Genomic DNA, 19,963 nt, shown 5'->3' on the forward strand with positions numbered 1-19,963 from the left:
GATCTATAAATATTTATCTTCAGAAATTTTTGGCCTTAAACTTAGATAGTTCTCTAATATGTCGATAGCTTTATACCTATTAACCGAAGAACCCTCAGCCCAATGGAATTTTGAATTCTGCAAAATAAAATCGGAATCTGATTTAAACCAATGCCAATAATCAGAAAATAATTTTAATGCCTTGTCTATCCTTCCATTCTGAGAAAATAAATAGGTCGCATAATTAAATAACGCTTTTAATCTTACCTCATATTTAGCACTTTCCCTCTTTATGATTCTTCTGTAATGATTTTCAACTTCACTTTCTGAAGCATCCAATCTTTTCGAATCTGCTATTTTTAATAAAGCATAATCAGTTTCTAGTTTTTGACCTGTTTTGATCAAATTGTACCTATTGGTAATGTCACCATCATACTCCTTGCCTTTCTTTTCATAATAAGATCGCATTAACTTTAGGATTTCCGGAGAATATACCTTAAAAAAATCAACATCTAATCTCTCAACGATTCTAAGTTTTATCAATTCATTCAGAGCATTGTCAAACGAAGTTGTTTCCTCTTCCTTGTTTAAGATGAACTTTAAATTTGCAAGAAGGCCAGTTAGGTCATCATCATTGTTTACTAGCAAATTCATTGCTAAAAACATATTCTTAGCATCGTTAGACAAGTAATCATATATTCTATCATAAAGAAAGCTCCTTGCTTGCTCTATTGATTTGATATCTATCAGTAGCGTTTCATTAATTGAGCCATTTTGCGTGTAGAGGATCAAGAATTGAAGAATAAACAAGGGCCTACCGGATGTGATCTCAAAAATCTGTTTTGAATATTTTTTGAAAAGCTTAAAATCCTTATCAAAATTGACTTCTGGAAACTCATTTTTTGCAGCAGATATTAAAAATTCTAAAGTTTTATTTTCTGTTAATTCATTCGCTTCTATTTCAATTCCAGTAATTAAAGTTGCTGATCTAGTTGTAAGAATGACTTTGTGATAATTAATATTTAATTGCTGAATGAATTGTGTGATGTTGTTTTTCTCCTCTTTTTTAAATGTCTCTAGATCATCAATCACAATTAAAACTTTTCCCTCAAAATTCAAGATATCTTGTTGGTCAACATTTCCCACTTTGTCAAAGACAATTCTATTTATAAACTCAACAATTTCTTTCAAAGTATTAAAATTTCCGCTTATCTCTTCAATAACACCCTTATAATAATTGTAATACCTATCCTTTGCAGATAGAAAGATGATGTAATCAAATTTCTTATATTCGCTATTTGCTAATTGCTCACATACTTTCTGAATTGCAGAAGTTTTACCTATCCCGCCGTGCCCCCATAAGGTTGCAAATACTGACGAGTTATTTTTTGTTAAGAAGTTAATTACATGATTACTGATCCCAACGTCGATATAATTCTTCCAATCTTTTGAAAACTTATTAATGATTGTTCCATTTGAGGTTTTTATCTTATAAATATCTTCAGAGATATTAATTGTAGTCAATTCGGGTAATTCTAGAACCAATTTTCCCGTTTTCAATAGTTGATTAAATTTCGTTCTCCCTGTAAGTTTCTCTTCTATCGACGAGAACGTATAAAACTCATTTTCATCAACTATTACGATAAAAGGAGAAATTCTAAAGTATTCACCACTTTTATATTTTATATACAATGAGTTCGGTTCAAATTTTTGGACTTTTAACGGACAATTCCATAACATATAGTCTGATCCATTCGATTTATAATTGATTCCCGAATATGAACTATCTCCTTTCGTTGTAACTAATATCAGATCATGTTCAGCAAATAATAGTGAATTAGTGTCCTGAAATAAATCTAGAATTTCATTGAAAATATTTATCGACGAACTAATTTCATCCTCAAATGTATATCCATGACCTATTTGTTCATTTCTAATATTTGGATATTTATCAATTGATTCTCTAAGCTTATTAAGTTTTTTGTTGCCAAAAATTTCCGCATCTATATCAAGGGTTCTGGTAATTGATACAATACTTCCAATTGATGGTTTGAGAATGGTTTTTAAAATTTCTTCTTTTTTTTCTTGAGTTACCCTTGTGATGTTTTTATTCCATAGATAACCTAATGTGTAAATAAGGTAAAACTCTAATTTAGCTTGCAAATGAACTTTTAGTTCATGTTTTCTATCTAGGGCATTAAGTAGGTTGATTTTTTTATCAAGTTGGTGTAGTATATAATTCATTTAAATATTAAAGTGTGAGACGATAAATAGCTTAGATAGTTTACGATGGATGTACTTTGACTGTGAAGAGGCCTTGAGGATTTTAGGTTAACTTCGGATAGCTAAAGTATAAAAAATAATTATATTAACATTGCTCACTGAACAGCGAACTTAGAAAATGTGTGAGAACCGGTAATTGCGCTGCGATGAGGTTCGATCTATTTTTTAACAAATGTAAGTGCAGCAATTTCGATTGCTCATAGTAGCTGCAAAGTGGAGCCTGAAAGTATTGTTTACGAGTATTTGCTAGAAACTCACCCTTAATATATAGCCTAAATCTAATTTACTCATCAGAGAATCTTTGCTATAACATTAGTCCCCCGCGAAAATATTTTTTCCATCTTTATATCGAAGAACATAACCTTTCCATGAAAATAATTCGTATCGCCCATCAGACCATATGTATCCACCTTCGTTTCCTTTTCTTTTTAAGATGGAACCTTTTTTTGAATCAGGGAGAAATAGCTCTGCGAGCGACTGATCATCGTTAAAGAGGATATAGGCTGGCTTTTTTGCTGTTTTTTCGGCTAGGGGCTCCAGTTTCACATCCGCTTGCTCTAAATCAATAATTTCTTTGTTCATTGCAGACCATAACAAGCCATTTCCCAATGTCATATTCTCGGTATATCTTCCTAAAACATCTTCACGGGTTTCAGCACTATCTGCAGGGTTTATTCCTGTCAGGACATGCCCAGTCATCTGCTTTTTATCTGAATCCAACTCCGCTAGTTTGTTATCTGTTGGCCGGTAATAAAATTGCAAAGGGCGTTGACCTTTCATTACATAAATCGTTCCCCAGTCATCGGAATTTTCGGATTTGAATGTTCCATGATCGGTGTAAGGAAGCACCACGCTCCCGCTGTCATTAACCACTTCCCCATAGTCTAGCTTATAAACAAATGTTCCTTCATTTTTTCCCTCGGCCATTGTCAATACCATTGACCCGATCGCGGGGAGGTGATATTTTGTCGGTAAAACGCCTCTATAGACATATGTTTTATCGATGGAGTGGGGAGAAGTCACAGGAATCGAGTCCGTTTCATTTTTCGGATTTTTTTTATTTTCCTGACGACAGGCGAAAGCGAAAGATGCTGTCACCAGCAAAACTTGAAATAATATTCTCCTGCTTTTTGGAAGATGAAAATTTTTTTTATTCATAACTTAGAGGTTGTAGATTTTGAGCTAATTGAGTTTATGCATGAAAAGAATGTCGATCGATACAAGATTCTTTTTATTGCGTTTGTAATGTTTTTTAGTGTATGCTTTACCCATACCCGAGTTTATTCGTTTATTTGAAAATTATAGATAGGCGGCCTACCTATTAATTTTTTTTTGATTGTAAATAGGATGCTCATTGAGCAGGATACTATAATCTGTTATCCAGTTGCCAGACACATCTACATATAATATGTTCGGAAAACTCGCTTTATTGATAAGCCCTTCGTTTAGCCATTTATCTAAATTTTCTACTAATACTTGGTTACCCGTACGTGCGAGTTCAATAATGCTTTTATTCTTTTTTATCGAATTTAAGAGCAGCTTAGCCCCGTCCATAAGTGGATTAGACTTGGGCGATTGAAAATCATTACATACAAAGGCCGCTTCCTGACCTGCTTCAGTCAGCTGCCAGTCTAGTCGGACAAGGTCGTTGGCGTTGACAGAATCTTTAATGTTACTAAAGAAGGATTGCTGAGCCAGTAATAACTTATTTAAGTCATTACTGGCCGCATAAGCTCTTTTATAATTAATAAAGGCTCCACTTTTTTTGACAAGTGTATTCAATATCACGCTTTTATCCGGAAAAGAGTAATTTTCAAAAGTCACTAGTACTTTACCCGATAGATCATTGAGCGTTATATCTTTCAAAACTTTCCCCTGACTTTCAAAAAACAAATCTTTACCTAGCCATTTTTCAATGGAATCAGCTTGTTGAGCGACCGATATTTTTCGATCACAGAAATGACAAAAGCTCAGAATAACAAATTCCCTATCATTCTCTTTTAGAAATTGCTTCACAGATAGCAATGCACTGGACAGTTTTTCTCCATAACCACCAGCGATGGCGTCTTCCATGCAGTCCGAGGGAGCGTGTTTTGTATATAACTCTCCTTTATACAGATCCAGTCGAAGGTCAAACATTCGAATACCTGACTGAAGCTGTCCTCTTATGTTCTGTACCTGTGTAAGCGTATTACATTCGTTAATAATACTCAGGTTTTTACCCCCCGCTGAACTTAGAACCGACATTCCGGCGTCATGAGATCCAGGAATAACAATTTCTTTTAACGTGTAGTTACCTTTGTTAGGTAGCAGGAAATCTTTAATCCAATGTGCAGGGTTATAGGATTTAAATGAACCAAGGACGAACTGTCTATCCAATCTGGAGGTACCTATATAGAAATTCCCGTTTTCATCCTTACTCATGAGGGGGATCCGAGATGGTGCTTGATAATAAGGAAGCGGTGCATACTCGTCACGCAACAAGCCTTGACTGATAATGCCATAATACCATTTGCCATCTTTATCATTCCGCCTCCATACCATGAGCTGGCTGTCAGGGTCATTTAAAGATATAATTCCTGCGACTTGATAAACCTCGGTAGAGACTATATTGTTTGATTGATCTACCGCAGGAGTAAGATCTAGATTAATGGTAGTGCAAAGGAGGTTCTTATGCTTTTGTTCTTTCCAGAAAACTTTTATGGCGTGGCCTATTCCAGGAACTGCAGAACAAAATTCTATGTTCTTTGATTTGGCAATATCGAAGCTTTTCTCTACTGAAAGTTGAAGGTCATTATTCGCATTAACTACTAAAAGACCCGCATTTTTTGTTTTGGAATTTACTATACACAGAACTATTTGACTATTAATTTCAGTAGCTGATAAGAGTTGTAAAGAGCCTGAATTGGGTAAAATGTGTTGTGCCCCAGCCTCTCCGCCGGACAATGCAGTATACTGGATACTGCCAGTTTGATCATTCCATAGTAAATATTTTTTTCCCCTAAGAGAAGAAAATATCGGATGGCCACTAGCTTTGCCTACCACTGTTGGAGGCTGCATCGCTTTGGTGGATAGGTCATATGAGCCGATTTGGAAGTCTGGAGAAATGCCATCCCCAAGCCAGGCTAAATAAGCTGTTTGATCCTGGATTTTCATAGCGACGATATCCCCATTGATTTTTAAATCAAGTTCTGAGGGTGGCTTTAAGAAAATACCCTGGGCCATGGCGTAAATCGCGGGCACTAACAAAAGGTAGGTAGATAGTAGTTTTTTAGTCATCGCATATCAAATTAACATATCATGATATAAATTCAGGCAATTTAGCTAAAGGTTGAAAATATACCCAATTAAGACACCTGCTGAAAGATATTGGGCATTTGTTGTACTTGCAAAGCCCTGAAGCTGATTTTCTTCATTAGCCGTATCAAAATTCAGGGGTTGAACAAAACGGTTAGTCGAACCATAAGATAGCAATAAGCCCGCGTGAAGGTTCCCTTTCCTTCGTTTTACATTGATTCCAAATTGACCATGATAGGTGTTCCAAGTAGCAGTATTGGGATGGTGACCATTAAAATCACTGTCGACCGTAACACCGTTATCGTTATAATTAAAGTCTGTCCTTAATGACGCATATCCAATTAGTTTGGAACTTAAGGCTTGTTTAATTCCTATGCTGAAATTAGTAACTGACTTACGCTGTTCATTGAATTGAAGCAATTCATTAGTCAAATTCCTATTAGATTCATTATCTGGACGCAAAAATGTCGTATTTTGAGGATTTACGATGTTATATCTGCCTATTTTGGCAAAGTATTCTCCAGTCAGAAAAAACTCTCCTCCGTTCCCAAAATCAAATCCATAACCTAGGGCAATACTGAAGGGATCTCTGTATTTTATCGGTAATCCGCTCTGCCTGGTATTTCCCAGGACATTTAATATTAGTGAGGACCCCGGAATTGCATGTAAGTCATCAATGATTAAGTCGTTGGTAATCGTTCCATTTCCCTTGATATTCAGCCTAGGTGCGGTGATCACTACACCCAGATGATGTGGCCCATGTTCGTAGGCGGCACCGAACTTAAAACGTACTCCGATGTTCCAATAATTAATCTGATAACTGCTCTGCATATTTGTCATTGGTAATATCTCATTACCTGTGTCGTCACCATTGATCAGGGCACGCGCACTGTATTGTTCGGCATAGTCCTGGCTTCTTAACTTTGCCTCTAGGGTAAGACCAACAGACCAATTTTCATTAAGCTTGACAGCAAGGCTACCGTTTGCAATTGTATTACTGATTTTGTTATGTGCAGCATATTGGCCGACAAAGTTTTCATCTCCAGGGCTGTAAGAATTGTCGAGTATATTCATTTTTTTGTCGGATCTCTGGGTGACCTGATAGTTGCCGACCGGATCATGCACCAAGGAATAACCCAATGCAATGGTTTTTTTACCTTTAAAGAACAGGTTCCCTGACACCATCAGTGGGATGATTTGTACTCCTGTTGATTTAAGGTTTTTTCCCATGCCTACCCCGTTTTTGATGTTGTATTGTCCGAGTTGATAAACGCTGGTGGAGATACTAACTGAATTCTTAGGGTGCAGAGCTATCAATGCAGGATTATAATAATACAATCCGCTATCCCTGTCATTAACTATTGTGGCTCCAGGAGTCAGTAGTCCTCCTGGCCCGAAACTTGAATTCCAGTAATTTGCATCCTGCGCCATTAGCTGTCCGCTAAAAATCAGGCAGAAGCAGAGCGTATATAATGATCGATAGAAAGAAATCATAACAATTGATTATGGTTTAAGATTCGAAATTTAGGAACAATATGACCTATTGTTTGGCACATATTTTTTACTGGTAATTAAAATCCGTAGGCTAACACGGCATTGATAATACCTTTATAGCCAAACCCTGCATTCGCGGATATACTAATTTTATTTCCAAAACTGACACCGATGGCATCCACCTGATATGCAAAATTATTCATTTTATCTTTTTCGGTTCTGGCATCCGCTGTAGTAGAAATACGGCTATGGGCAAGGCCCGCCCCAATGCCGGAGTGTAATCTGAAGCTTTCATCATTGATATAATTATACTTTAGCTCCGCAAGGACGGTGTAAGAATTCGTTGCCACGCTTCCTATTTGAGTTCCGCCTGATAAAACATCTTTACTTGCCCGCTCAAAAATAAATGTTCCGCCGAGTTCGAGTTTTTCAGTGATATACCCTCTGTATCCTGCGAAAACAGCTCCGCTGTAATTCGAGTTGGTGGTAGTGACTTGTCCGTTTGTAGCACTTGTAACGATGATGTCTGCCAGCTCATTGCCAATGGCGTCTGCTGAGGCAACGCCGTAGCCTAAATAAATATGATTTCCTTTTTGCGCAAAGCTATTTATCGAAGTAAAAATTAAGGATAAAGCAATAATACAAAGTAATTGTGTCGTTTTTTTCATAATAATTTTTCTAGATTGGGGTTAATAGATCGAATAAATTAGGAATGAAGATATAAATAATCTTACAATCAAAAGTGCCGAGAATTCTTTGCTCAGGTGTTAGATTTGTCCACTATAGGCTTTTATCGGTAACGAAAGAGCTCCGGGTTTTTGCCGAAAGAACATCTTTTTTATTCGTTCCGCTTTTTGAAATGTAACGTCATCTCTTTCCTTTGGATAGAAGCCTAAGAAACATTTACGCTTCTCAAAATAGGAGGATTTGTTTGTTATTTGCACATTTAGCGCAGATTTGAGAAGCATAAGAACAGTAAAGGCAGGCGTAATTTCTTAGTTTGTGCGAGCTATGTGACCTGCAAAGCAAAACAAAAATAAATACCTTTTATGGGTACAGATTCCTCACCATGCGCTAGATCAGTCAGATGGAAAAAATGCAAAATGGAATTTAATTTCCCGCTGCTTTTTATGACATAGTATTGACTGCCGGACTTATGAGCAATATTAAACTGGACGTTTTGCAAATACAGCTCGTAGTAATTTAATTGTACTTTGTATCGGTCTAATGATGCAGCTCTTGTAGAGTTGAAAGATTTGTACATGTTGACTGCTGGATGTATACAATTGATACACATTGGACCGAAAATATGAAATAAGGTATTCGATAAAAGGATTACCGTGCCTTTAAATACTACTGCTATGATTACATTAAATGTAAATGAAAAATCATTTGAAATTGAAGCATCTAAGGAGATGCCCCTACTTTGGGCGTTAAGAGATCTGCTTGGTCTGACAGGCACCAAGTTTGGATGCGGTGTAGCTCAATGTGGCGCCTGCACTGTTCATCTCGATGGCGAGGCGGTACGTTCATGTGTCACCAAAATTGAAAGGGCCGCCGGAAAGCGCATTACTACGATTGAGGGACTTTCTGCTGGAAATGATCATCCTCTTCAAAAGGCATGGATTGAGTTTGATGTGCCGCAGTGCGGATATTGCCAATCTGGTCAGATCATGTCGGCCGTTGTATTGCTGAGAGAAAATCCTACGCCAAGTGATCAGGACATTGATGATGCTATGGCGGGTAACATCTGCAGATGTGGCACCTATCCCAGGATAAGAGCCGCCATACATCGGGCGGCAGAAATGCAACGGGAGGGCACAAAATCATGAACAGGCGTAATTTTATTCAGTCGGGTGCTTTATTGACCGGCGGATTGCTAATCTCTTTTAAGATACCAACGGCCAATAAAATGGCTGCTTTGAGTGAGGCTGCGGCAAGCGTTCCATTTGCTCCGAATGCTTTCTTAAATATTGGAACCGATAATTCCATCACAGTACTTTTGGCCCACGTTGAAATGGGCCAGGGTATCTGGACCACACTTCCCATGTTACTTGCAGAAGAACTGGATGTTGCTCTTGATCAGATCACGGTAAGGCATGGTGGTGCAGACAAGGCATTCAATCATACGCTTTATGGCATACAGATTACCGGTGGCTCCTCAACTACCTGGTCTGAATTTGACCGTTACCGGAATGCAGGTGCAACTGCCAGAATTTTATTAACTCAGGCGGCAGCGAAGCGCTCGGGTGTTGCTATTCAGGAATGCAAAACCGAAAATGGTACTGTCACCGCGGGTGAAAATAGATTTACTTATGGTGAACTGGCTGCAGATGCAGCGCTTTTCCCCGTTCCTGAAAACGTGAAATTGCGCGGTAAAACAGATTGGAAATACATAGGCAAAAGTATGAAGCGTCTGGATGCAGGTGTCAAAACCAATGGCCAGGCAATCTTTGGGATGGATATTCAATTTTCCGGTCTGCTAACCTCCGTTGTTGCACATGCGCCCGTTTTCGGCGGCAAGGTTAAGTCCTTCGATGCCAGTGGAGCCAAAGCGGTAAGCGGCGTAAGGCAGGTGGTTCAAATACCAACCGGTATTGCCGTAATCGCTGATCATTATTATGCAGCCCAAGAAGGTAAAAAAGCTTTAAAGGTTATTTGGGAAAACGGTACGGGTTCCAGACTATCGACAGTTAAACAAACCAACGCCTATAAAAAGCTTGCAGCCACTGATGGGTTTACCGCACAGAAAAAAGGTGACGCAGCCGCTGCGTTGTCAAAATCAGTAAAAATAATCAAAGCGGAATACGTGTTTCCCTATCTGGCCCATGCGCCCATGGAGCCTTTGAACTGCACAGTAAAAATAGATAAAGATAGTTGCGAGATCTGGACAGGAACGCAATTGCCAGCTTTTGAACAAGCATCAGCTGCTAAAATATTGGGCTTGTCGCCTGAAAAAGTGAAGATTAACGTTCCGTTCTTAGGCGGAGGATTTGGCAGAAGGGCAACACCGGGAACAGACTTTGTTTCTGAAGCAGTGCATATTGCAAAAGCTTGTGGTAAACCTGTAAAAATGGTTTGGAGCCGGGAGGATGATATAAGAGGCGGATACTACCGGCCTTTCTTTGTCCATAATGTAACCACAGGCATTGACCGGAACGGGATGCCCATCGCATGGAAACATAACCTTGCAGGGCAATCCATAATGAAGGGTGCCGCCAACGTATTGGGAGAGCTTAAAAGCCCGATTGACGAAACCTCAGTCGAAGGCGTAAAAGGTTCCCCGTATCTGACCAGCGTACCGGATCATTTTGTTGGATTGCATAATACCGAGGAAGTGATACCCGTTCTTTGGTTCCGTTCTGTAGGACATACCCACACTGCGTACGTGATGGAAACGATGATGGATGAGCTCGCGCACAATGCCGGACGGGATCCGGTCGAGTACAGGCGTGCTTTCTTTAAAGAACACCCGCGGCACCTGGCGGCGCTGGATCTGGTTGCTGAAAAAGGCAACTGGAAAAAAGTGTTACCTGCGGGTCGGTTTAAAGGGGTAGCAGTAGCTGAGGCGTTTGGAAGTTATGTGGCTTCTATCGCAGAGATCAGTATTTTGAATGGACAGGTGAAAGTGCATAAGATAGACTGTGCCATCGATTGCGGATTAGCGGTTAACCCGGAGGGCGTTAAAGCACAGACCGAAAGCGGGATTATCTTTGGTCTGACCATGGCCCTTTACGGTGAAATTACCGTGGAGGATGGAAAACTGCAGCAAAATAATTTTTACGACTACAAGATTGCCCGTATGCATGAGTCTCCAGAAATAAACGTTTACATCGTTGAAAGTGATGGTAAAATGGGCGGAGTCGGAGAATGTTCCGTGCCACCAACCGCGCCGGCTATTGCCAATGCAATCTTCGCTGCAACCGGGAAGCGGATCCGTAATCTGCCGCTTATGAACTATAATCTTACACAAAAAAAATAAGGAGGCGCAGATGATTAGTAACCTACTTAAGAAAATGACTTCGAAAAAGTCCGGGGCACTTATTATCCTGGTCCTGATAACGACCGGCATATTTGCTGTTTCCTTTAATAATGAAGTACGCCCTTCTCGAGTGCCTGTGTCTCCAAAAAAGGATAGCGTGACCTCAGTAAAAGCGTTTATGCAGGTTTATGCGGTACTAAAACACCCTCGGTGCATTAATTGTCATCCAGCCGGGGACATTCCTCTTCAGGGGGAAGATAGCCATCTCCACGCCATGTTGCCTAAGCGGGGTGTGGACGGAAAGGGACTTTATGCTATGAAATGCAGCAATTGCCATCAACCGGCCAATTCCACTGGACTACATACACCTCCTGGGAATCCCAACTGGCACCTGCCACCTGCTGACATGAAGATGGTATTTGAGGGTAAGTCACCAAGGGAGTTGGCGAAACAACTTCTTGATCCGGCTAAAAATAGTCATAAGAGTAAGGAGCAGCTGATCGAGCACGTGAGTTTTGACAGACTGGTAGTCGGCGGATGGGATCCTGGTGAGGGAAGGCAATTGCCCCCGGGAACCCACAAAGAGTTTGTCGCAAATTTCAAAACCTGGATTGAGACTGGGGCATACTTACCTTCGCCAAGTGCTCGAGCTTCTGGCCAAAAAAATATAAGCTGGCAGTAGCGCAACATTTGATATCAGGCACAGACTACGTAAAACGTCTGATTTAGAGAGGTTTATAGAATTTTATACTTTCGAAGCCGACATTTATTTATTACATTTAATTTTCAATAAAAAGACGATGTGGGGCTTTTTTAAGTTGCCTGAGGATAAGGCATAATTCTACAATTATTATATAATTAATTAGCGTTTAACCAGCAGAATATGATTCAATACCATTCAACTCCATCTCGAAGTGTCGCCGAAACAGTAATAAGTATGCTCGCCTTATTGGCATTGCTCTATGCTCTGTTCGAAGTATTGAAAGTGTTTTTTTGTATTTTTACTTTTGCACTTATCTTCTATGCTTCTTTCTCTACTGCCTTTGAGAAATTAGTGAGGTTATTCCTCAACCGGCGAAAAATTGCTGGGTTTATTTATTCACTTGTGTTGATAGGAATAGTTGCCCTGCCTTTTATTTTCATGATTACCGCACTGGGAAAGCATGTAAAAGAGGTGTTCTTTTTTGTTGAAGAAGTCAAAATCCACGGTATTCCACCCTTGCCTGAACAGGTAACTCGGCTGCCCTATGCCGGCGACGGCATAGCTGATTTCTGGCACCATTTGCAGCAAAATCCAAAGGAAACGGTCTTTGGGTATGAACATCAGATTAAGAATTTATTACATCATTTACTTACAGGTGGAATGGGGATTTTGGGAACCGGGATACAGCTTATTTCCGGCATTATCCTTTCCGCTATTTTTTTGGCTGGCGGCAAGGATATGTTAAAGCCATTCAGTTCAGGTTTACAGCGGCTGCTTGGCAAAAGAGATGGCGTTCTTTTACTGGATGCAACCGCTCATGCAATTAAAGGCGTATCAATAGGCGTGATAGGAACTGCTTTTTTTGCTGCTGCTCTATCCTGGATCGGATTTGGTATTGCCGGTATTCATTTTAAATTTCTGCTAACTGCACTGGTTTTTATATTGGTTTTGCTTCAAATGGGACCCCTGTTTGTATGGGTGCCATTGATCATCTGGATAAGTACACATGGGCAAACAGGAACAACTATTTTTGTAGCGGTGTACGGCCTATGCCTCTTTTTAGCCGAAGCCCTGGTCAGACCAATATTAATTGCCAGGAGCGGAGGAAAGCTTCCTTTTTTAGTGCTTTTCATCGGCGTAATTGGTGGGCTAGCAGCATGGGGATTTACGGGCATGTTCAAGGGTGCAATTATCATGGCTGTAGGATATACCATTTTTAATTCCTGGTTGAAAAGAAATGATCATCAATTACTACGCAACTAATTTGGAATGAGCTTTACAACATTAAAAAAAAGTTTCAAACTTTTCCTCCTGGCTTTTTTTACAATTATACTAATGGCCCTGGGGTTGTTATACTTTGTGGTTATTTTCAGGTTTAAAGAAAGCGTTAAATACATGGTCACAAAAGAAACCAATAGCAAGTACCAGTTTGATGCTGGTAAGGCTAGACTTTCTTTATGGTCCAAAAGCCTTGTTCTGGAAAAATCGAGATTGTTCAGCATAGATACAACAAAAACAAGCGCTTATTATGATGTTAAAATTGCCAAACTGAAATTTTCATTGGCTTCATGGGGGGATTTGATTTTTAAGAAAAAAGTGGTCGTTGATAGTTTGGAAATCATTGGTCCATTAATCAGGGTTCAGGCTTCTGGTCATCAGGTTAGCAAATCGAAAGGTGCCTTTCGCCCTTCAGACATACTTACTTTTCTTGAAAAAACCCAAAAGTATTTCAACCTTCGGAATCTGTCTGTCAAGGGGGCATCTTTCAGCTATAAACAAAATGCTCAACAACCAATCCGCATAAATGACATTAATCTAGTGATCAGGAATTTTGTGAAGGTAAATAATGACGATCGGCATCTTTTTGGTTCTGATCAAATTTCCCTGTCTGTTGGAAAACAACATCTGGAGTTGCCGCACCATAAGTTAACAGTCAACTTTAAGTCCTTAAAATTCAATAGTAATAATCAGTACTTTAATGTAGATTCCTTAACAGTGTATCAGCAAAATGAAAATCATACAGGAAGAATGAAATTTGCAACGGACAGATTTACATTTAATTCAAAGCATCTTCCCGCAACCTACCAGAAAAATCAGCTACTGCTCGATACGGTAACATGTGTAAATCCCAGACTCACCTTATATAAGAATAATCAGAAAACCGTTCCCAATTCACAGCAAACGGTTAGAAACAAGGATGCGCTATTTAAACTGATTAACATTAAGCTGATCCATGTAGTCAATGCGTCTCTAATGCAGAACGGACAGAATGAAAAAAAGGAAAATTCAATCGGGAAAAGCGCTAATCTGGATGTCTATAATTTTTCGGTTCTTTCAGATAAATCTGCAAAGATTACTTTGGATAGTATCAACATGAATCTCAAGGATCTGACATTTCTGTCCAAAGATAGCTTGCATAAACTGACTATAGCTAGGTTTTCTCTTTCACAAAACAAAGTAGTATTTCATGATATTCAGTATAGCCCGACATCTTTGTTAAAAACCCACAAATCGCTTGTTTTTTCTGCACCTGCAATGACATTGAAAAATATAGATTTGGAAGCACTTTTGAATAAAAAAATCCATGCGGACCAGGCCGTATTATCAGGTCCCATTATTACCCTGAGCGATAAAAATAGAAACCCTGAAAAAGGATTAAAAACGGTTTCTGCTCTGAAGGAAAACAAAAAGCCCGTTTTTTATGAGACGCTGCACCAGTTTAAGCAAATGATCAATGTTGAGCGATTGTTGATCAGGCAGGGCAATATTCATTACAGTTCATTTAGAAAGGTGCCACTTCAACTGGATATCCGGGATCTAAATGCTGAAATCCTGCTGAACAAAGCATTTATGAGTGACTCTCTGGTCGATATCAAACACGCCATTCCTGACCTTCGCATTGGTAAAGTAAATTTAAAAAGCAAAGGTTTGTTACTTTCTTTATATGATTATAAATTTAATGGCGGAGTCCGTGAAAACTGGGCACGCAGAGTAGACCTCAACCTACATAAAGCTAAGTTTACCGCAGAACACCTGTACTGGGAAGTTTTTGACTGGGACGTCTATAGTAAAACCAGAGCAATACAGATTGATTCGCTACATGTCAAAAAAATAATCGCTAATCTTTCAACTGATAACGCCTCAAAGCGGCCTGATCGTAGAAAAAGTTTACCCGTAGTCCGCTTAGGAAAATTAGGTATAGACGAAATGCTTTTTAACAGTCGATCAGGTAAAACGCAACTTAGTTTTGCCGTGAATGACTTCTATGCTGATCATATAAAATCCATTGAACATTATTTTATATGGTCGAACATTCATACAAAACTTACAAATTTTACCCTGAAAAGCCCGAACTCAATCTTAGCGATCCATGATATTTCCTTTAATAATGACAAGGGGGGGATCAGGGGGGCATCATTTGTTGCTGATTCTGAAAAGAGTTACACACGGATTCTTCTTCCATCTTTATTTTTTAAAGCATCGCTGCGGTCCACTAATATTAATCAGCTTGTTTTAAACTCAATTTCTGCAAATGGTGCAAATATTGATGTGCATGCAAATTCAGGAATTGTCCGCCAGCCTGCGCACTTGCCTGAAATAAACAAGTCTTTCCAAATCGGTTATGTTAACATCACCAATGCGATATTGAATTATACCAGAGAAGAACAAAATGATACCCTGAAATTTACCAGCACACTTAACCTAATTGCAAAAAATGTCCATAACCAGAAAAAGGCTGGGTATTTACTGGGCTATGACCAAATGGATCTCAATGTGATTGATGGAAAATTTGCTCATCAAAATACACAAGTTCTTGTTCCGTATTCATGGTTGAGGTTACGGAGTGGACTTGTGGAGAAAAACAATCAGAAGATCACCCTGAGTACAGCAGTCGATTTTCGCTGGTATGACCTCCTTTTCCATTTATCTAAGGATAGCGCACAACTTACTTCCGGGGGACTTTCAGGAGCTTTTAAAGACAGAGATTTCCGATATACCATTAATGAAAAAGTCGATTTTAAGAGCATTCTATTTAAGACCAGATTTGAGGGTGACCATATTACATACAGCAATAAGAAAATACAGGCAAATGCCAGCGATTATACCTGGAATCCCGTAAAAAACAAGCTGGATATTGGGCGATTTGGTTTACAGCCAGCATTGAGCCAGGAGTTGTTTTTTAAAACATCCAGGTATCAGGAAGATTATATTAGCATAAAGGGCGATTCAGTCTCTCTTGCAGGCGTTAAACCCAACAGCGTGGCAACTGATTCATTGTTTTCCGTTGATAAGATCAACTTGTACAATATTAATCTTGATTTTTCAAGGGATAAACACCTGCCATCCAAACCTGGTCATATTAAACCTATGCCCACCCGACTCCTCAGTATGGTAAAAAAGCCATTCCAAATAGATGAGATAGCACTTCATCGTAGCGCCGTTATTTACAAAGAATTGGCGGCTAAATCAAATCAATGGAGTGAAATTCCTTTTACCGATATCCACGGGAGGATTTTCAATGTGAGCAATCGTAAGGATGGTGATAGTCTTGCGCTTGTTCTCAGCGCCCGTTTATTCAGTAGTCAGATCAGGCATTTTTCCTATAAAGAATCCTATGCCGATTCTCTGTCGGGCTTTACCGCTAAAGTAAACTTTTCGCAAATGGATTTAAGAGCGTTTTCTCGCATGTCTATGCCTATGGCTTCGGTAGGCATTAAATCTGGTCAGGCAGACACCCTATATAGCTACTGGTCAGGTAACAAGTATGCCGCGCTTGGCAGGATGAATTTTAATTTCGAAGGCTTAAAAATTAAGTTTTTCGGTAATAATAGCCATAAATGGCAATTTGTGCCCGCCGTAAAAACTTTAGTAGTGAATCTGATCTTGCCTGGCAGCAACCGCAGACCGTCTGTGATCTACGTGGAACGTAACCAGCAAAAATTTATATTTAATTATTGGATAAAAGCTCAACTGAGCGGCCTGCTATCAACATTCGGTTTGAAAAAAAGTAAAAAGTACCGTAAACAATATGAGTTAAAGTCTGAAGAGTATAAACTCCCGGATCATAATAGCATTATGAAATGATAAAGAAACTGTATTTGCTACTGCTGATCATTTGTATTTACACATCACATTTACGAGCATCAACGCCAGATGCGAAAACACAGATAAAGGTTGGGGTTTATGTCAGCCCCCCGTTTGTTATGAAGAAAGATGGCCGGTTTACCGGGATGTCAATTGAACTATGGGAATCGCTCTCAAAACGGCTGGAGTTGTCGTTTGAGTATCAGCAGGTTCCTACTTTTAAGGAGCTGGTGCACGGGATTGAGGAGGGGAGGTTTGATGTTGCGGTCACAAATTTTACTATTACTCAGGAAAGGGCAAGAAATATTGATTTTACGCAGCCATGGTATGATGCAGGCCTTCGTGTAATGACAACCAAAGATCGCTCCAGTAGCTTTAAAGAAATTATTTCCGGTTTAGGTAATGCAGGCCATCTAACTACTTTTTGCTGGCTTGCGTTTTTAATCCTTTTGGGTACAGTTGTCCTCACTGTATTTGACAGGAAATATGATAAGGAATTTTCTAAGCGGTGGAGGGAGGGGCTGGCGGAAAGCTTTTATCACGTAATGTCCATAGCCATTTCTGGTAAAGCCGAAAGAAAGAATCTCTTTGGATGGGTGGGTAGAATCTTCTCCGCAATATGGCTTATATGCGGAGTCGCGGTTGTTGCCTATGTCACCTCTTCGGTCACAAGTGTTATGACTACCCAGTCGCTCGCAAATCAGATCAATAGTGTCAACGATCTGCCCGGGAAAAACGTGGGCATTCTCACCGGAAGTGCTTCAGAAAGATACGCTTATGAAACAGGTCTCCAAACAAAATCGTATAATAATATAGACCAGGCTGCAAAAGCCCTGGCTTCCAAAGAAATTCACGCTATTGTCGGAGACGCCCCTGTGTTGGAATATCATCAACATACCCATTCAAATGACCTCCTCACAGTGGTTGGGCCTCTTTTTAAACCTGATAAATATGGGTTTGGTGTGTCCAAAAAGAGCGGACTCGAAAAGCTGTTAACTATAGAACTGTTGGGTGCTCATGAACAGGGGCTAATCAGTGCACTTCGCAAAAAATATTTTGGTGAGTAAATCCCGATCCATTTACCCACCAAACTCATTACCCGTTCATGTAGTAGTGTAATATCCAAACCAACTGAAAAATAATAAATCCGGAAACAATGAAAAGTTGTATCCATTTATTGTTTGACCTTGCCGCAATTATGCAAGCAACAAGATGTATAAATTCCCTTACAGGATATATCCTTAGCATATCTAAATGGTAATTCGGTCCTTTGATGTAGGTGTCGACTGAATCAAATAGAAACAAGATCGCCAAAATCCCGAAAAACCATTTTTTTCGGGAGAAAAAATATGCCCTGTAATCTTTGTAGTCACGTAGGTCGTCAGGAAAAAGCACTGCTGCAAGCGTAAAGTAAGTAATCACGTAAACGACCAGAAAGATGTATTTTACAAAATCCCAATGTTTTATTTCCGTCAGATGTATTTCAAACCACCAAAAGTAAACTGTACTCAGAAACATATAAAAGGCCCACATGAGGTGCACTGCATATGCTTTTGCTCGGCCAGGATGTTCGATGAGTTTCACTGCACCCTTAAGTGCGTGCGTTATACTGTGGCCCAGAATGATGCCCAAAACAGTCTTTATATGCGAAAAAGTTTCCATGGTTGAGTATTTTATCTTGTCTATATGAAATTACCATAGATAAGCGGTCAAACCCAACCCCACGGTAAGATTGTCGAACCGGACTTTCTCGGATCCATAATCCTTAAAAGTATACCCGCCATTGGGATTAATATCATCTATAATGTCAAGCTTGAAATCATTTTTCGAATTGAAATAATTTAAATAGGCCTTAACACCAATATTCCTTTTTATCTGCTTTTGGATACCCACGCCCGCGGACCAGCTGAATGTACTTTTAGGCTGGTATCTGTAATATGGCAATTCATTGGATCCGAAAATTTCCCTATAATCTTCTTTTAGATTTAGCATAATCTCTCCCTTTGCCCCCGCAGCTGTTCCCGCTCCGAGTTTTCCTGTTACAAACCAATTTCTGGAAAGAGGAAGACTAAAGTAAGGACCAGCATGTATATACCGGATCCCCATCGGCTGTGTGTAATGCCCATCGCTTATTGTGGGAATATCCACATCGCTGAATTTTAAATTATCATCATTTATCGGGAAACTGGAAAATGCGAATTCGCCACCAACTCCGAAGTTCTTATGAAAGAACCACGCGCCTTCAATCCCAAAATTAAATCCCCCTTTGGCAAAAAGATCCTCAGACCTTTCTGTTAGATCTTTGCTCAATGCTTGTGTATACCCTAGTTTGAGCTCAATGAAGCTTGGCTTAAGCTGGACAGGGACATGGTTATTTGTCAGTTTGATGTGCTGTCCTTTTTCTTTGAAAATTTTATCTGCAACAACATACCCGAGTTCAGTCGAAAGAATCCCGATCCCCGCACCCGCAAGAACATCAGAAATCCAGTGGCGGTTGTTCAGTTCCCGTCCGACTGCGGTAGCAGTGGCAGCAGTATAGGCACCTACGCTATACAAGGGCGAGCGGTATTGTCCGTATTCTTTATGAAGAAATGTAGCATTCATGAAAGAATTTGCTGTATGGCCAGAAGGATAGGAATTATTAGAACTTCCATCGGGGCGTTCAACTTTTGCGGTGTACTTCACTGTATTTACAACAGAGCCCATGATCACTGCGGAAAAAGCATAGGAAACCAAAGCCCTGCCCATTTTGTTTTTTCCCTTTACACCGGCAGCGTTTAAACCGAGTACCGCAACTACGGGGGCATATTGTAAATAGTCGTCATAATGATATCGAAAGGTCGGTAGGTAGCGGTTACGGAAACTGCGTACATCTTTTCGTATACCCCACGTTGCTGCACTCCCGGCGATCAATAATACGGGAACAGCAGAAATTCTTACCGGTTTCGAGTTCCAGAAATTCTGTTTAACAATGGGGGAGTCAATTACTCCAATTCTTTGGGCGATTGTACTTTGAGAGATGAATAGCAGGATTAGTGAGGTGAGGCAAACATTCTTCACGCAGCTGGATGTGTTTAGGGATTTCGAAAGCATAATGTTATTGAGATTAGTTTACAGATTTAGATTATTAGCATTTTTTT

The 19,963-nt window shown here is 39.7% G+C and carries 12 protein-coding genes; 5 read left to right on the forward strand and 7 right to left on the reverse strand.

The features are described from left to right. Positions 1–3 precede the first annotated feature (3 nt). From ACQY77_RS19620 to ACQY77_RS19640, 5 genes are all read right to left on the reverse strand, one after another. Positions 4–2,223 (reverse strand): NB-ARC domain-containing protein, encoded by a 2,220-nt coding sequence (locus ACQY77_RS19620; RefSeq protein WP_421940629.1) that lies wholly within the window; start codon positions 2,221–2,223, stop codon positions 4–6. A gap of 351 nt (positions 2,224–2,574) precedes the next feature. Next, positions 2,575–3,420, reverse strand: coding sequence for a hypothetical protein (locus ACQY77_RS19625; protein WP_421940628.1), 846 nt, complete (start codon positions 3,418–3,420; stop codon positions 2,575–2,577). 156 nt (positions 3,421–3,576) lie between these two features. Then, the gene (locus tag ACQY77_RS19630; RefSeq protein ID WP_421940627.1) at positions 3,577–5,541 is read right to left on the reverse strand and encodes a phosphatidylinositol-specific phospholipase C domain-containing protein; all 1,965 of its coding nucleotides are present in this window, start codon (positions 5,539–5,541) and stop codon (positions 3,577–3,579) included. Positions 5,542–5,586: 45 nt separating this feature from the next. Further along, positions 5,587–7,053, reverse strand: a complete 1,467-nt coding sequence (locus tag ACQY77_RS19635; protein ID WP_421940626.1) for a hypothetical protein — start codon at positions 7,051–7,053, stop codon at positions 5,587–5,589. A 77-nt stretch (positions 7,054–7,130) separates the two neighbouring features. Next, entirely contained in the window at positions 7,131–7,721 is a 591-nt protein-coding gene (locus tag ACQY77_RS19640; RefSeq protein ID WP_421940625.1) for a hypothetical protein, read from the reverse strand. Between the two features lie 672 nt (positions 7,722–8,393). Here ACQY77_RS19640 and ACQY77_RS19645 point away from each other — a divergent pair. From ACQY77_RS19645 to ACQY77_RS19665, 5 genes are all read left to right on the forward strand, one after another. Continuing rightward, on the forward strand, positions 8,394–8,885 hold the full coding sequence (locus ACQY77_RS19645) for a (2Fe-2S)-binding protein (protein WP_428430052.1): 492 nt from the start codon (positions 8,394–8,396) through the stop codon (positions 8,883–8,885). After that, positions 8,882–11,035, forward strand: a complete 2,154-nt coding sequence (locus tag ACQY77_RS19650) for a molybdopterin cofactor-binding domain-containing protein (protein WP_421940624.1) — start codon at positions 8,882–8,884, stop codon at positions 11,033–11,035. Before ACQY77_RS19645 ends, ACQY77_RS19650 begins: the two co-directional genes overlap by 4 nt. A gap of 883 nt (positions 11,036–11,918) precedes the next feature. Next, positions 11,919–13,001, forward strand: a complete 1,083-nt coding sequence (locus tag ACQY77_RS19655; RefSeq protein WP_421940623.1) for an AI-2E family transporter — start codon at positions 11,919–11,921, stop codon at positions 12,999–13,001. 132 nt (positions 13,002–13,133) lie between these two features. Continuing rightward, positions 13,134–16,823, forward strand: coding sequence for a hypothetical protein (locus ACQY77_RS19660; RefSeq protein ID WP_421940622.1), 3,690 nt, complete (start codon positions 13,134–13,136; stop codon positions 16,821–16,823). Beyond that, on the forward strand, positions 16,820–17,890 hold the full coding sequence (locus tag ACQY77_RS19665) for a transporter substrate-binding domain-containing protein (protein ID WP_421940621.1): 1,071 nt from the start codon (positions 16,820–16,822) through the stop codon (positions 17,888–17,890). The genes ACQY77_RS19660 and ACQY77_RS19665 overlap by 4 nt, the downstream gene beginning before the upstream one ends. Before the next feature lie 28 nt (positions 17,891–17,918). Here ACQY77_RS19665 and ACQY77_RS19670 read toward each other — a convergent pair whose 3' ends face one another. Together ACQY77_RS19670 and ACQY77_RS19675 are read right to left on the reverse strand one after the other, a co-directional pair. Further along, entirely contained in the window at positions 17,919–18,485 is a 567-nt protein-coding gene (locus ACQY77_RS19670) for a hypothetical protein (protein WP_421940620.1), read from the reverse strand. Positions 18,486–18,515: 30 nt separating this feature from the next. Further along, positions 18,516–19,916, reverse strand: coding sequence for a phosphatase PAP2 family protein (locus ACQY77_RS19675; RefSeq protein ID WP_421940619.1), 1,401 nt, complete (start codon positions 19,914–19,916; stop codon positions 18,516–18,518). Positions 19,917–19,963 lie beyond the last annotated feature (47 nt).

Source organism: Pedobacter sp., from assembly GCF_965279535.1.
Taxonomy (GTDB): domain Bacteria; phylum Bacteroidota; class Bacteroidia; order Sphingobacteriales; family Sphingobacteriaceae; genus Pedobacter.

Bases quoted from the DNA above. Each gene is read 5' to 3' on its own strand.
- ACQY77_RS19670 (WP_421940620.1), bottom strand. From the start codon at position 18,485: ATGGAAACTTTTTCGCATATAAAGACTGTTTTGGGCATCATTCTGGGC.
- ACQY77_RS19660 (WP_421940622.1), top strand. From the start codon at position 13,134: ATGGTCACAAAAGAAACCAATAGCAAGTACCAGTTTGATGCTGGTAAG.
- ACQY77_RS19620 (WP_421940629.1), bottom strand. From the start codon at position 2,223: ATGAATTATATACTACACCAACTTGATAAAAAAATCAACCTACTTAAT.
- ACQY77_RS19635 (WP_421940626.1), bottom strand. From the start codon at position 7,053: ATGATTTCTTTCTATCGATCATTATATACGCTCTGCTTCTGCCTGATT.
- ACQY77_RS19630 (WP_421940627.1), bottom strand. From the start codon at position 5,541: ATGACTAAAAAACTACTATCTACCTACCTTTTGTTAGTGCCCGCGATT.
- ACQY77_RS19625 (WP_421940628.1), bottom strand. From the start codon at position 3,420: ATGAATAAAAAAAATTTTCATCTTCCAAAAAGCAGGAGAATATTATTT.
- ACQY77_RS19650 (WP_421940624.1), top strand. From the start codon at position 8,882: ATGAACAGGCGTAATTTTATTCAGTCGGGTGCTTTATTGACCGGCGGA.
- ACQY77_RS19665 (WP_421940621.1), top strand. From the start codon at position 16,820: ATGATAAAGAAACTGTATTTGCTACTGCTGATCATTTGTATTTACACA.
- ACQY77_RS19640 (WP_421940625.1), bottom strand. From the start codon at position 7,721: ATGAAAAAAACGACACAATTACTTTGTATTATTGCTTTATCCTTAATT.
- ACQY77_RS19675 (WP_421940619.1), bottom strand. From the start codon at position 19,916: ATGCTTTCGAAATCCCTAAACACATCCAGCTGCGTGAAGAATGTTTGC.
- ACQY77_RS19655 (WP_421940623.1), top strand. From the start codon at position 11,919: ATGATTCAATACCATTCAACTCCATCTCGAAGTGTCGCCGAAACAGTA.